Raw genomic sequence first — 14,586 nt, forward strand, 5'->3', positions numbered from 1 at the left:
GTCTGCGGCCTTATGGTAAACCAATGCTTGACGCTCATGTCCGAGTCGTTTTTTATGAGCCTGTCGTTGCGTGAGTGGCGTGGCCGAGCGTAGTCAATTTAGTCGGTCTTTTCTTCAAACTAGTTGAATTCCTAGCGGGCGTTGCGTCGAAAAGACGTGTATCGCGCGGGGTTTTTTGCGTCTGAAACTCAGGCCGACTAGGTGTGACGGAAAGCTGGATTTATTGATGGCGGCGTCGCATTAATACTAGATTTAGTATTTTCAATCATGGTAACATACCAGATGGGGAAATCCTGATCTGAAAGCTTGCTCGACTTCGAATAAGTTCGGCCACTGGCCGGAGCGCTGATACGCCTCTCATGAGGATGTTTGGCCAGATGAATTTCCGAGGAGTTCGCTCCTCAATACGATTGCCCTCTCACCTGTTGGGAGGACGTTCGAAACAAATCGACGCGATGCGTACCGTGGCTGGCAGGCCGAGGCTGAAATTTATCGGTCTGGCCACTATATATAGAACGTTTGGATGGGACAGATGAAGATCGAACGCCGTTTCACGAAAGAGAATCAGTCGGCCTATGCCGATATTGAGTTCCGCACAGCGACCAGCGAGATCAAGAATCCCGATGGCTCTGTGGTGTTCCGCCTTGAGAACATCCATGTTCCTGCGCAGTTCAGTCAGGTTGCTGCTGATATTCTCGCGCAGAAGTATTTCCGCAAGGCTGGCGTTCCCGCCAATCTCAAGAAGGTTGAGGAAAACGACGTTCCTTCCTGGCTTTGGCGTTCGGTAGCGGACGAAGACAAGCTTGCGAAGCTCCCTGAAGGTGAGCGCTTCGGTTCCGAAATGGATGCGCGTCAGGTTTTTGATCGTCTCGCCGGCACCTGGACCTATTGGGGCTGGAAGGGCGGCTATTTCGATACGGAAGAAGATGCGAGTGCTTTCCGCGATGAACTCGCTTACATGCTGGCGACGCAGCGCGTGGCGCCAAACAGCCCGCAATGGTTTAACACCGGCCTGCATTGGGCCTATGGTATCGACGGTCCTGGTCAGGGCCACTTCTATGTTGACTGGCAGACCGGCAAGTTGACGAAATCAAAGTCCGCTTACGAACATCCGCAGCCACATGCCTGCTTCATTCAGTCCGTCGGCGATGATCTCGTCAATGAAGGCGGCATCATGGATCTCTGGGTTCGTGAAGCGCGTCTCTTCAAATATGGCTCGGGCACCGGCTCGAATTTCTCCTATCTGCGTGGCGAAGGTGAAAAACTTTCGGGCGGCGGCAAGTCGTCAGGTCTGATGAGCTTCCTCAAGATCGGCGACCGTGCAGCGGGTGCGATCAAGTCCGGCGGCACGACCCGTCGCGCGGCCAAGATGGTTGTCGTCGACGTCGATCATCCAGATATCGAAGAATATATCGACTGGAAGGTAAAGGAAGAGCAGAAGGTTGCTGCTCTCGTAACGGGTTCCAAGATCGTCAAGCAGCATCTGGCTGCCATCATGAAGGCTTGCGTCAATTGCGAAGCCGGCTCGGCAGAAACCCGGGATGATTGCTTCGATCCATCAAAGAACCCTGCCCTCAAGCGCGAAGTTCGTGCTGCCAAGAAGAATCAGGTTCCTGAAAACTACATCAAGCGCGTTATCCAGTTCGCACGTCAGGGCTACACGGACATTCAGTTCAAGACCTATGACACCGACTGGGATTCGGAAGCCTATCTGACAGTCGCAGGTCAGAATTCGAACAATTCGGTATCGCTCAAGGATGAATTCCTGCGCGCCGTTGAAGAAGATGGCGACTGGAACCTGACTGCACGCCGCGATGGTCGCGTCATGAAGACGCTCAAGGCGCGCGATCTTTGGGAAAAGATTGGTTATGCTGCCTGGGCTTCGGCTGATCCGGGCCTGCACTTCAACACCACGATGAATGATTGGCACACCTGCCCGACCGCAGGCCCAATCCGTGCATCCAATCCGTGCTCGGAATACATGTTCCTTGATGACACGGCTTGTAATCTGGCATCGATCAACCTGCTGACCTATCGCAATAAGGACGGCTCGTTCGACATTAACGCATATGAGCATACTGCTCGTCTGTGGACGATGGTTCTCGAAATCTCGGTGATGATGGCGCAGTTCCCTTCGAAGGAAATTGCCCGTCTCTCCTACGAATACCGTACGCTCGGCCTCGGCTATGCCAATATTGGCGGCCTGCTGATGACCAATGGTATTCCTTATGACTCTGATGAAGGTCGCGCCATCGGCGGCGCCCTCACCGCGATCATGACCGGTGTTGCCTATGCCACGTCAGCTGAAATGGCGCGTGAACTTGGCGCGTTCCCAAGCTATGAGCCAAACGCTGAGCATATGCTGCGCGTTATCCGCAACCATCGTCGCGCCGCTCATGGTGAAACTGAAGGTTACGAAGGCCTTGCCGTCAATCCGGTTGCACTGATTGCTGAGGATTGCCCAGATCAGGACATGATTACCCACGCACGCGCTGCATGGGACAAGGCACTGGAGCTCGGTGAAAAGCACGGCTACCGCAATGCACAGGCAACCGTTATCGCGCCAACCGGCACGATCGGCCTTGTCATGGATTGCGACACAACCGGTATTGAACCAGATTTCGCGCTGGTAAAGTTCAAGAAGCTTGCCGGCGGTGGTTACTTCAAGATCATCAACCGCGCAGTTCCTGAAGCGCTTCGCACACTTGGTTACGCTGAAAGCCAGATCGCTGAAATCGAAGCTTATGCAGTCGGTCACGGCAACATCAATCAGGCTCCAGGCGTCAATCCATCATCGCTGAAGTCGAAGGGCTTTACCGATGAGAAGATTGAAGCGCTGAATGCTGCTCTGAAGAGCGCATTCGACATCAAGTTTGCTTTCAATAAGTGGACGCTGGGCGAAGATTTCTGCAAGGACGTGTTGAAGCTTACCGATGAGCAGCTCAACGACTTCTCGTTTGAAATGCTGCCAGCACTTGGCTTTGCCAAGAAGGACATCGAAGCAGCCAACGTTCACGTTTGCGGTGCAATGACCCTTGAAGGTGCGCCTTTCCTGAAGGAAGAGCATTACGCAGTGTTCGATTGCGCCAATCCTTGCGGCAAGATCGGCAAGCGTTACCTCTCGGTCGACAGCCACATCCGCATGATGGCCGCTGCCCAGCCGTTTATTTCGGGTGCGATCTCCAAGACGATCAACATGCCGAACGAAGCAACGGTTGAAGATTGCAAGAGCGCTTACCTCCTTTCCTGGAAGCTGGCCCTCAAGGCGAATGCACTTTATCGCGATGGTTCCAAGCTTTCGCAGCCGCTCAATGCGTCGCTCATCTCCGACGATGAAGACGAGGATGATGCAGTTGAAGCGCTGATCGAAGCACCAGCTGCAGCGCGCGCCGTTCAGATTACCGAACGCGTTGTCGAGAAGGTCATCGAAAAGATCGTTCACGAGCGTGAAAAACTGCCGAACCGTCGTCAGGGTTACACGCAGAAGGCAGTCGTTGGTGGCCACAAGGTTTACCTGCGCACCGGTGAATTTGGTGATGGTCGTCTCGGCGAAATCTTCATCGATATGCACAAGGAAGGCGCTGCTTTCCGTGCGATGATGAACAACTTTGCCATCGCTGTGTCGCTTGGCCTGCAATATGGTGTGCCGCTCGAAGAATATGTCGAGGCTTTCACCTTCACGAAGTTCGAGCCTGCCGGCATGGTTATCGGTAACGATGCCATCAAGACGGCAACGTCGATCATCGATTATGTATTCCGCGAACTGGCAGTGTCTTACCTTGGCCGCAACGATCTCGCTCATGTTGATACGAGCGATTTCTCCAACACGGCACTCGGCAAGGGTATCAAGGAAGGCAAGACCAACCTCGTTTCCACTGGCTGGACCCGTGGCTACAAGCCAACGCTGGTTTCAAACAGCCCTTCGGGTAACGAATCCAAGGGTTCGGCACAAACGGCTCCATCGGTTTCGAATGTAACGACACTCAAGTCTTCGTCCCCGCGCCCCGCGACTGTTGGTCTCGTGACGGATGGTGCAACTGCATTCAAGCGCGAGTTTGAAGAGCAGCCAGCAGCAGCGCCACAGCAGGACAATGTTGCTGCGACTGAACTGTTCTCGGATAAGGCGGCGTCTGACGCGGCATCTGCCCGTGCAGAAACTGCTAATGCTGCGAAGAAGCTTGAAGCTGACCGTCGCATCAAGTCGATGATGCAGGGCTATACCGGCGACAGCTGCACGGAGTGTCAGAACTTCACGATGGTTCGCAACGGCACATGCCTTAAGTGCGACACCTGCGGCGCGACAAGCGGCTGCAGCTGATCTTTAGAGCGCTACCTGTTTTGATTGAATCATAGGTAACGCTCGAATTATTCGTCTATTCGTATTATTCTACGCAAAACCGCTACAAACATTTGCTGAAAATACTTTAAAGATCAGAGATGATATAAAAGACAGGCCGGATTTTTCCGGCCTGTCTTATTTTATATTAGAGATTATTAGCCGGTTGTCGGTTAAATTAGTTAGTGTTCTTTCTAAGAAGAAAATTAAAAATATTGGAACTCAATTGTCTTCTCTACGTTCAACTAATGCAACCGAGCGTATAAAGGAGATAATTATGCTTAGAACAGCACTTCTGACAACGACGTGTGCATTGTTTATTGGTGGCACAGCCTTCGCGCAGACTGCGACACCCGCCCCCACGGATGCGCCCGCCGCAGCACCGGAAATGCCGGTTTCGTCCCAGAACATGTTTGGCAGCCCGCCAGCGGAAAATGCTGATCAGGTTGGCTTTATGGAAGCCAAGGATGGCCAGATGCTCGTTTCGAGCTTCATCGGACAGAGTGTTTATGAGAGTGATGCACCTGACGCAGCCTCAGTCGGTAAGTTGAACGATCTGATTGCAAGTCCGGAAGGTGAGATTGAAGCAGCCGTGATCGGCGTCGGTGGTTTCCTTGGCGTCGGTGAAAAGGATGTCGCGGTAAGCCCGGATCAGCTTCAGCTTGCAACGCGTAGTGATGGTAAAAAGTGGCTTGTCATCAAGGCTTCAAAGGAGCAGCTGACAGAAGCTCCTGCTTTTGATCGATCCGCCCTCTTTGCGGACGGTGTTGCTGATAAAACAGCGACTGGCGAAACCAATGCGCCTGCAGCAGATACACCAGCAGCTGACCCTGCACCGGCACCAGCCACACCTGCCCCCGCGCAGTAACTTAAAAATCCTTGTGTCCTGTATGGTAAAAGTCCTGGCCTTTGGCCGGGGCTTTTATTTGAAATGAGGCTCGAAGGTTGATTTCAGAAACTCATCCACGTACCAGTGTTTCACAATCACCAGATCATTTGGCTTAGTTTATTCGGGAAAGTCTATTGTCGGAATTCTTTATTGCCCATCCCTGGGCGCAAACGGTTGCATCCCTTGGCGGTCTTTTTCTTGCGGCGTTTGTCGCAAACTTCCTTATCAAAGCGATACTACTGAAGGTTCTCGACAGGATCGTTCAACGGACGGCATTTGGTCAGGATGAAGAGCTTAAGCAGAATGGCGTGATTGGCCATCTGGCTAATATCGTTCCGGCGTTGATTATTTCGTCGGGCATCGCCGCTGTACCTGAACTGCCGCAGACTGCACTGACAGTAATCAGCAATGTGGCGACGGCATTCATTATTCTGACACTGGCTTTCACGGTAAGCGCTGTTCTGAGCGTGGTTGATACGCTTTACAGCCGCCGCGAAGAGTCCAAAGATCGCCCGATCAAAGGTTATATTCAGGTCAGCAAGCTCGTAATCTACATTATTGCGATCGTGTTGATCATCGCGACGCTTCTTGATCGATCACCTGTGATCTTGCTGTCTGGTGTGGGTGCCATGGCTGCGGTTCTTATTCTGGTGTTTCAGGATACGCTGCTCTCGCTCGTTGCCAGTATGCAGATTGCTTCATCGAACATGGTTCGCGTCGGCGACTGGATCGAGATGAAAAATCTCGACGCCAATGGCGATGTGGTCGAGATCGCGCTTTATACGGTCAAGGTGCAGAATTTCGATAAGACAATCACCACGATTCCGATCCGCAAGCTCATCACTGAGCCAATGAAAAATTATCGCGGAATGCAGCAATCCGGTGGCCGACGCATTAAACGCGCGCTGTTTATCGATCAGGCGACCATCCGCTTTCTGAACGAAAATGAACTCCAGAGCCTTGCCTCGATCGATCAGCTCACAGGCTATCTTTCAAAGAAGGAAAAGGAAATCGCCGACTGGAATGCAAAGCTGGGCGACAAGGCAAAGAACCCGGTCAATACGCGCCGCTTCACCAATATCGGAACGTTCCGCGCCTATGTGGAAACCTATTTGCGAAACCATCCTGGCGTTCATAAAGGCATGACGCTTCTCGTGCGCCAGATGGACCCGACACCGGATGGTTTGCCGCTCGAAATCTACTGCTTCACCAATACGACCGTCTGGGCGTCTTATGAACAGATCCAGTCCGATATTTTCGACCATCTCTATGCAGTGATGCCGGAATTCGGCCTCTATCCGTTCCAGAACCCAAGCGGCGGTGATTTCCGCAAGCTCAGTCTTGCGGATTTGCCTGCCGTCACTGCAAAGCCTTGATGATAGCGGCCTGAAGTTCGGGAACCTTGTAACCCGTGCGCGACGGTGTAAGACCAAGGCGAATAATGGCCAGGTTCATCGAAGGTACAATGATCAGGCTCTGGCCATCGTGGCCCGACATCCAGAAGGCGTCCGCCGGGATGCCTTCTGTACCCGCTTGAATGCCAGCACTTTGCAGCCATGTTTGAGCTGATCCGTAACGCCCCTGCGATGCTGTGGCTGGCGTCTGCATCAGACGCACAAAATCCTCGCTCAAGAGCTGCTTGTCTCCGACCTTACCCTTATCGAGCAGAAGGCGGGCGATGGAGAGCCAGTCGTGCGCATTGGCATAAAGATAAGAAGAGCCGACGAATATGCCGCTCGCATCTGCTTCCAGCGTGGCACTTGCAATGCCCAATGGTTCAAAGAGCACTTTCTGTGCGTAGGTAAATGCTTCTTCAGGAGTGTCGAAGCTTTCCATATAGAGCTTTGACAGGATATTGGCCGTGCCGCTCGAATAGTTGAATTTGGCGCCGGGCTGCGCTTCCAGTGGCAGGGAAGCTGCAAATTCGGTCATGTTGTTTTCGAGGAAAAGCATACGGGTAACGTCTGTGACATTGCCATAGTCTTCATCGAATTTAAGGCCGCTTTGCATCCCAAGAAGATCGGCAAGCTTGATCTTCGAGCGGTCGTCACCTTCCCACTCTGGCAGAAGATGGTCGCGCTGCAGGTCCATTTTGGCCTCCGAAATGCGCATACCGATCAGTGTTGCCATTACGGATTTCGTCATGGACCAGCCCAAGAGAGGCGTATCGGCGTCAAAGCCCTGCGCATAGGTTTCGGCGATGATCTGGCCGTCTTTCAGCACAGCGACAGCACGCATACCGGGGCCTGCTAATGCGGGGTTTTCGATGATGCTTTGAACGGCCGGGTTAATATTGATGTCGGCTATAAGAGCGGCTGCATCCATGGGCATCGTCAGTTGAGGACGCAAATCTTCATCATGCACGTTGGCGCAGCCAAGGCCCGGACGATAGACAGCCTTGCTAGGCGCGAAAAAGCCAAAGATATGCGCAGTGACTGTTTCACTTCCGTTATCGACTGACACATCGACAAATTTTAAAAGCGGGTGGCCCGGCGCCTGCACATCAAACGCCAGAACCTCCTGCGGGTTGCGGTTTGCCAGAAATACATTGGAGCAGACGATTTTTGCGGCATAGCCGGTGCCGACTTTGAGAAGCTCCGGTGGCCTAAAGCCGAGCCACAAAACGACACCCAGCAGGATTAAGAGGACAATGGAACCGGCAATTTTCAAAAAGCGTAACATATTCCCTCCCATGAGCCTGAATAGTGAGGCGTCTAACTGCCTCTCGAGAGCCAGTAATCCATGCCTTCTGCTGCGGCCTTCGCAATCGCAAAACATGCGGTGAGAAGATAGCCGCCTGTCGGCGCTTCCCAGTCAATCATTTCACCAGCGACAAACACGCCGGGTAGTTTTGTGAGCATATAATGCTCATCGATTTCGCTCCATTCTATGCCGCCTGCGGAAGATATGGCTTCCTCAATGGGGCGTGGACGAAGGAGCGGAACTTCCAGTGCCTTGATGGTTTGCGCCAGTTTGGTGGAGTCTTTTTCGCGCTGAAACTCGAGCACAAGTGCAGCCTTTACACCAGTAAGGCCCGCACCCTTTCGCAAGATATTACTAATACTTAGCTTCTTATCCTGACGCGAAAGATCAAGTGTCAATCGTTCAAGCGTACGTCCCGGTGCAAGATCGAGAATGAGGTTGGCATGGCCGTCGCATTCAAGGTCATCACGCAAAGCAGCTGAATGTGCATAGACAAGACTGCCTTCCACGCCGCCACGCGTGATCACGAATTCGCCCTGCGTTACACCGGCCTTGCTGGAGATCGTTACAGACTTGACCGGTTCTCCCGCGAAGCGTTCTGCAAAGAGATCGCTCCAGCTGACATCAAAGCCGCAATTGGCCGGACGCATGGGAGCAATTTGAATACCCTGCTCGGTGAAAGGTTCAAGCCATGCACTGTTGGAGCCTAGCTTGGGCCAGCTTGCGCCACCAAACGCGAACAATGCTGCATCGCAGGATATGGGCTCGATACCCGCCGGAGATTCAATGAGTGGCTTTCCGGACTGAAATCCGATCCATTTATGGCGGGGCAGTATTTTGACGCCCTGCGCTTCCAGTTTTCGCACCCATGCGCGAAGAAGCGGTGATGCTTTCATGGCCTTGGGGAACACGCGTCCTGAAGAACCCACAAAGGTTTCAGCGCCGAGCGCATCCGCCCATTCGCGCAAATTCTGCGGTGTGAATTGCTGCAATGCAGGCCAGAGGCGATCATTGCTCGCACCATAGCGCCGGGCAAATTGCGCAAAAACTTCCGAATGGGTGATGTTGAGACCGGATTTTCCCGCCAGAAGAAACTTGCGCCCGACCGTCGGCATCTGCTCGTAAATTGTGACCGAATATCCAAGCGCAGACAAATGCTCGGCGGCGAACAGTCCTGCTGGTCCGCCACCGAAAATCGCAATCACGCGCTCACGCATCGCTGTCTGCACCGCACTCACACATCAATCTTCTTTCTCCAGCATTTCTTTAACAGCAGTTGCTAACTGTTTGAGAGAGAAAGGCTTTGGTAGGAATCCAAACTTGGCATCGGCCGGCAGATTGCGTGCAAAAGCGTCTTCCGCATAACCCGAAACAAAGATGAACTTGATGTCTGGATGCGTCTTGCGCAATTCGCGCAACAGAGTCGGACCGTCCATTTCCGGCATCACAACGTCGGAGACGACGATGTCCACCTGACCGTTCAGCTCTTCAAGCACCTCGAGCGCTTCGACACCGGATGCTGCTTCGTGCACGGTATAGCCGCGAGATTGCAGCGCACGCACGCCACCCATGCGCACCGCGTCTTCGTCTTCGACGAGAAGCACAGTTGCAGAACCGGAAAGATCGGCAGCCTTTTCGACCTTCTTTTCCTTGACCGCCACAGGCGCATTGTCTGCGCCCTTTTCTTCAATATGGCGTGGCAGGAAGATTTTGAACGTCGTGCCTTTTCCAACCTCGGAATCGCAATAGATGAAGCCGCCGGTCTGCTTGATGATGCCATAGACCATCGAGAGGCCAAGACCGGTGCCCTTACCGACTTCCTTTGTTGTGAAGAATGGCTCGAAGATTTTTTCGAGCACATCGGCTGGGATACCCGTGCCGGTATCTTCAACTTCAAAGACTACATAGTCGGCTTCAGGCAGATCACGATAGTTGAGCTTTGCTGCTTCGTTCGCTTTGACATTGCGTGTGCGCAGTGTGATCTCGCCGCCCTCTGGCATTGCGTCGCGGGCGTTTACGGCGAGATTGACGGCAACCTGTTCGAACTGGCCAAGATCGGCCTTAACAGGCCATACATCGCGTCCGTGTTCGATCTTGAGGCCAATATCCTTGCCAACAAGGCGCGCCAGAAGCATACGCAAATCGGCCAGAACATCTGTAAGATCGAGAACCTCCGGGCGGAGCGTCTGACGGCGCGAGAACGCAAGCAACTGCCGCACGAGCGAGGCGGCACGATTGGCGTTCTGCTTGATGTTCATGATGTCCGGGAAGGACGGATCGGAAGCGCGGTAGTTGCTCAGCAGCAAATCCGAAGACATGATGATCGCGGTCAGCACATTGTTGAAGTCGTGCGCGATACCACCAGCAAGCTGACCGACAGCCTGCATCTTCTGGCTCTGCGCCATCTGATTTTCAAGCGCCTTCTGCTCGGTGGTTTCAACTGCAGAAATGATCGCTGCTTCTTCGCTTGTTTCACCAAGATCGGTGACAGCACTCATATAGAAGCGAATGTGGCGGTCTTCATTACCCGGCAGAACCGTATCGACAGGCGAGATACTGGCCTGCCCTGCAAAGGCTGCAGCCAGCGCCTTGTTGAAGGTTTCACGGTCGCGTTCATGAACGACATTTTCAAGCTTCACGCGATTATCGACCGCATCGCGATCAACCACAGGGGCGAAAATATCGAGGAAGCGCGCATTGGTCCGCAACGTATGACCTTCAGCATCCACTGCCGCAATGGCCATTGGAGCCGAATTGAAGAAGCGCGTGAAGCGCACTTCAGCGGAACGCAATGCTGCCGATGAATCCTCGCCCTCGGCGCGATCCAGCACGATTGTACGACTTGTACCACGCGTGCCATCACGGGCGGCCTGAACGCGGTGATAAAAGCGAACAGCGAGGCTCTGGCCATTGCGCTTGATAAGATCAAGATCGATGACTGTGTTACGGCTGGTGCCTGGCTCTGCTTTGACGGCTTTAATCAATGCCATGCCACTGCCCGCAACAATGTCATTGAGCGTAAGCGAGCCGGGCGTGAACTGTGTCAGGTCAACGCCAAGCCATTCGGCGAGCGTTGCATTGAGATAGATGATCCGGCCTGAAGGATCAGCCGAGAAAAAGCCTGCTGGTGCATGATCAAGGTGGTTGATCGCTTCCTGCAGTTCCTGAAAAAAGCGCTCCTGCTCGGCGCGTTCATCGGAAATATCAGCAATCTGCCAGGCGACGAGTTGTCCCTTGAAATCCTGTCCGCCATCAACCGGGCGCGCCTTGATCCGATACCAGACAGGCGCTGCCGAACTTTGACCTTCACGCGAGAGGCCGCCGGAAATGCGTACTTCTTCCTGCGCCGAATGACCGTCGCGAACTGCATTTGTGAGACGATAAATAGCGTCAGACGCGGCTGGCTCACTGGTCAGAATATTATCGAGCGACCGGATACCATCAGCGCTCGCAATACCAGTCATGCCCGCATAGGCGTGGTTTGCATAAACGATCTGGCCGCGAGCATCCGAAATAACAGTGCCTTCAGGCAACGTATCCATGAAAGTGTGTGCGAGATCCTGCTCACCATGCCGCTGGCTGAAATGGATGAGCCCAGTTGCTGCGCCAAAGAGATAGAAAACGCCGATCATGGACAGAATGCCCATGAGTATGATGGCGAAGCCATCACCAAGCTGGTCGCGGAATACAAAATAGACGAGCGCTGCAACCGTCAACACGACGCCGATTATCAAAAGCCGCAGAGCTGCACTTGAGCCACGCTTCGGCATGACGAGCGGTTTCGGATAATTATTGTCCGTCTGTCGCGACATCAGGCCCACTGCCCTTTCATGCTATTTGGCTGAACTGCATGGACGATAAACCGTCCGTTCGCCGTTTCTTCCAGCTCAAGCGCTATCTTATTCATCAAGCAAAACCAATCACGTTCCCTGCTTTATGTCTTGTGCCAGATTTTGACGCATATTGCAGGGTATATCCGATTCGCAGAATGCGTTAATTGCCTGACAGCACAAGCATCCCGACCTCAAAACAGCATGAACCAATGCGTTTTGCACTGTTTTGGCTGGGGATCATATGTTTCTCGTAAATTGATGGAACATTCCCAAGTCAGGCAAATTGAACTAGTGTTCTGCGAGATATGTGTTGTCGCAGTAGATGGAGCGCGGGGAAGTGTGGCTTCATCGGCTGGACATTATTCGTTTTTAGTATGAGAGGGTTACCCGCATGAAGGAATGGCTCAGCGGTCTTGTTGGAGAAAGTGCCGCAAATATTGTCGGCTTTATCCTTATTTTTGCGATCATTCTTGGCGGAATTTTCGTTGTTCTTAGTATTATCCGTCGCTTTGGCGGCGGAACTTTTGCCACGAACGGTCGAACAGGACGCCAGCCACGACTTTCAGTGATGGATGCAGCGGCGGTCGACAGCCGCCGTAAACTCGTTCTTATTCGTCGCGACGATGTTGAACACCTTCTACTCATCGGTGGTCCGACAGATGTCGTTGTTGAACAGAACATCGTTATGGAATCGCGCGCCAACGCACGGTCACAAGCGTCACGTATCGAACCGGAACATATCGAACGTTTTCGCCAGCACGAAGCCAGCATCACAACTGAGGTAAGCGAGCGCCCGGCCCTTTCCCAGCAGAGCCAGCAGACGATTCAAAAAGACGAAGCCATTCAGCTCAATTCTCCAATTGATACGTCTGTTCAACGCAAGCCCGAGCCAGTCCGTGAAACGCCTGTGCAACAAGCTGCACCCGAAGCGCCGCAATTCCGTGCGCCTCCGCGCCCTCCTGTGCCTCCAGTAACGCCTCAGGCGCCAAAGGTTGCTGAAACGCCAGTTGCTCCAGCCCGTCCTCAGCAGCCGCCCCGTCCGGCGCCAAACTATCCCCCACAGCCACGCACCGTTCTTCCTGCTGCACGCCCGGCAGAGCAGCCGCAGGCACCGCGTTTGCATCCTGCCTATCCGCTTAGCCAGGTTTCGCGTGGTGTTTTGAGTTCGACATCAGGTCTTGGTGCCAGTGCAGCCGCAGCAGCAACGGTTGCTGCAGCTGATCTTGGTAGCGTGACGCCTGAGCGTGAAGTGACGCCAAGCGCGAAAACCCCGGCACCAGAGATTGGCGACATTCTCCAGAGCCCTGCAGTCACAACCTCATCCGCGCCTGATTTCACGCCTGCAGCCCCGAAATTGGAACCTGTAGCTGTTGTTTCTGATCAAGAACCAGAAACAGACGACGGTCTCGAAGATCTGGGCGGAGCACTGCATGACGCGATCATGGCAGATCTCGAAACCGATACGTCTTCCGCATCTGGCAACAAAGAGCCGGAAATGCTGGAAGTCGATATTTTTGAAGAAGAACTTCTAGGATCTCTCGATATTTCGCCGAACGGTGGCAAGCCAAGCGACGATATCGAGGATGAAATGGAAAAGCTGCTTGGTGAACTGACCAAGGACGAAACACGCAAATTCTGATTTGCGGATAATACCAAACTCCTGAGCATGACTCAGGAGTTTGGTTAAGCCCGAGTGGCGATTTTGATCGCGAGTGGTATCTATGTTGAGAGTTTGCAAGGTAGAACTGGCTTAGCGGGAACGCTGGCCGTTTTAGGCTTTGTGATGGCCCGTCTTCGGTCTCTTGGTATTATTCAAAACGTATGCGGCTTTCAGCACCGGCAATCTACACGTATCCCCTGATACAAATCTGTGTCGGAGTGACGAGAATTTAGCGGAGCAGCATATATGAAAAGAATAACAATCCTTATTTGCCTAATCGCGTTTACGGCTGTCGTTACTGGCTGCGCCAATCGATCATGCCGCGATTGGCCGGGTACGTGCATTATTCAGTAATCGAAGCGCAGTTGCCGGATTAATCCGCATTTTCTCCCGAAGAGATTGAACGGATAAGGGCTGACAAGTGAGCGATGATGAAAAGTAAAATCGGAAAGCAGTTAGCACTGCTGGCGCCTTAATTGATGGCATCCGAGCTAGGTTCAAGAATGACGACAATCCCTCGAATAGACCGGTGACTTTTTCTTTTCAGCAGTAGAGCCAACCAATAAAAAAGGCTGCGGTAAACCGCAGCCCTGAAATTTCTTATTCGACTGGATGAAGATCAATCGTCGCGATAGACCTTTTCGCGGCGCTCGTGGCGCTCTTGTGCTTCAATAGAAAGCGTTGCGATTGGTCGTGCATCAAGTCGTTTTAAACTGATAGGATCGCCGGTCTCCTCACAAAAACCATAGGTCCCCTCGTCAATACGGCCGAGAGCTGCATCGATTTTGGAAATCAGTTTGCGCTGTCTGTCGCGAGCGCGAAGTTCAATTGCCCGATCCGTTTCGGAGGATGCCCTATCCGCCAGGTCCGGGTGATTTGCATTTTCCTGCTGCAGCGCTTCTAATGTTTCGCGCGCTTCGCGCAGAATATCATTCTTCCATGCAACAAGTTTTGCACGGAAGTAAGACTTCTGCCGCTCATTCATGAACGGCTCGTCTTCAGTGGGCCTATAGTCAAGGTCAATCAATTCACTCATTCTGAATTACCCCACATCTAGGAGACGCGAGCGGTTATATAAGTCGATCGCAACAAGGACACAACATCAAACACACGCGTCTCACTACTTTTTAATTCATCAAAATTGTGTGATTTTGATGAAAAAATA

Annotated in this window: 8 protein-coding genes; 4 read left to right on the forward strand and 4 right to left on the reverse strand. The window is 52.9% G+C overall.

The features are described 5' to 3' along the window. Positions 1-532 precede the first annotated feature (532 nt). The 3 genes from RT142_RS00985 (at position 533) to RT142_RS00995 (ending at position 6,601) form a co-directional block, all read left to right on the forward strand. Positions 533-4,318: a vitamin B12-dependent ribonucleotide reductase gene (locus RT142_RS00985; protein ID WP_112812407.1), complete on the forward strand. Its 3,786-nt coding sequence runs from the start codon at positions 533-535 to the stop codon at positions 4,316-4,318. 295 nt (positions 4,319-4,613) lie between these two features. Continuing rightward, on the forward strand, positions 4,614-5,204 hold the full coding sequence (locus RT142_RS00990) for a PRC-barrel domain-containing protein (protein WP_007874986.1): 591 nt from the start codon (positions 4,614-4,616) through the stop codon (positions 5,202-5,204). 155 nt (positions 5,205-5,359) lie between these two features. Next, positions 5,360-6,601: a mechanosensitive ion channel family protein gene (locus RT142_RS00995; protein WP_007874985.1), complete on the forward strand. Its 1,242-nt coding sequence runs from the start codon at positions 5,360-5,362 to the stop codon at positions 6,599-6,601. Here RT142_RS00995 and RT142_RS01000 read toward each other — a convergent pair. The 3 genes from RT142_RS01000 to cckA are packed head-to-tail and all read right to left on the reverse strand — an operon-like array spanning position 6,585 to position 11,740. Further along, positions 6,585-7,907 carry a serine hydrolase gene (locus tag RT142_RS01000; RefSeq protein ID WP_313026566.1) on the reverse strand — a complete coding sequence of 441 codons (1,323 nt, stop codon included), beginning with the start codon at positions 7,905-7,907 and terminating at the stop codon, positions 6,585-6,587. The genes RT142_RS00995 and RT142_RS01000 overlap by 17 nt on opposite strands. A gap of 32 nt (positions 7,908-7,939) precedes the next feature. Next, complete coding sequence (locus tag RT142_RS01005) at positions 7,940-9,145, reverse strand: TIGR03862 family flavoprotein (protein WP_313027076.1); 1,206 nt, start codon at positions 9,143-9,145, stop codon at positions 7,940-7,942. 24 nt (positions 9,146-9,169) lie between these two features. Beyond that, complete coding sequence (gene cckA, locus RT142_RS01010) at positions 9,170-11,740, reverse strand: cell cycle histidine kinase CckA (protein ID WP_064322411.1); 2,571 nt, start codon at positions 11,738-11,740, stop codon at positions 9,170-9,172. Positions 11,741-12,152: 412 nt separating this feature from the next. On the opposite strand from cckA, the gene RT142_RS01015 reads away from it, so the two are divergent. Next, positions 12,153-13,400, forward strand: coding sequence for a flagellar biosynthetic protein FliO (locus tag RT142_RS01015; protein ID WP_194778884.1), 1,248 nt, complete (start codon positions 12,153-12,155; stop codon positions 13,398-13,400). 640 nt (positions 13,401-14,040) lie between these two features. Here the strand turns inward: RT142_RS01015 and dksA are convergent. Continuing rightward, the gene (gene dksA / locus RT142_RS01020; protein ID WP_007874975.1) at positions 14,041-14,457 is read right to left on the reverse strand and encodes an RNA polymerase-binding protein DksA; all 417 of its coding nucleotides are present in this window, start codon (positions 14,455-14,457) and stop codon (positions 14,041-14,043) included. Positions 14,458-14,586 lie beyond the last annotated feature (129 nt).

This window comes from Brucella sp. (assembly GCF_032066345.1).
GTDB lineage: Bacteria > Pseudomonadota > Alphaproteobacteria > Rhizobiales > Rhizobiaceae > Brucella > Brucella pseudogrignonensis.

What these genes read in the sequence shown, in the direction of transcription:
- RT142_RS00985 (WP_112812407.1), top strand. Translation starts at nt 533, where the DNA reads ATGAAGATCGAACGCCGTTTCACGAAAGAGAATCAGTCGGCCTATGCC.
- RT142_RS00990 (WP_007874986.1), top strand. Translation starts at nt 4,614, where the DNA reads ATGCTTAGAACAGCACTTCTGACAACGACGTGTGCATTGTTTATTGGT.
- RT142_RS01000 (WP_313026566.1), bottom strand. Translation starts at nt 7,907, where the DNA reads ATGTTACGCTTTTTGAAAATTGCCGGTTCCATTGTCCTCTTAATCCTG.
- RT142_RS01005 (WP_313027076.1), bottom strand. Translation starts at nt 9,145, where the DNA reads ATGCGTGAGCGCGTGATTGCGATTTTCGGTGGCGGACCAGCAGGACTG.
- cckA (WP_064322411.1), bottom strand. Translation starts at nt 11,740, where the DNA reads ATGTCGCGACAGACGGACAATAATTATCCGAAACCGCTCGTCATGCCG.
- RT142_RS01015 (WP_194778884.1), top strand. Translation starts at nt 12,153, where the DNA reads ATGAAGGAATGGCTCAGCGGTCTTGTTGGAGAAAGTGCCGCAAATATT.
- dksA (WP_007874975.1), bottom strand. Translation starts at nt 14,457, where the DNA reads ATGAGTGAATTGATTGACCTTGACTATAGGCCCACTGAAGACGAGCCG.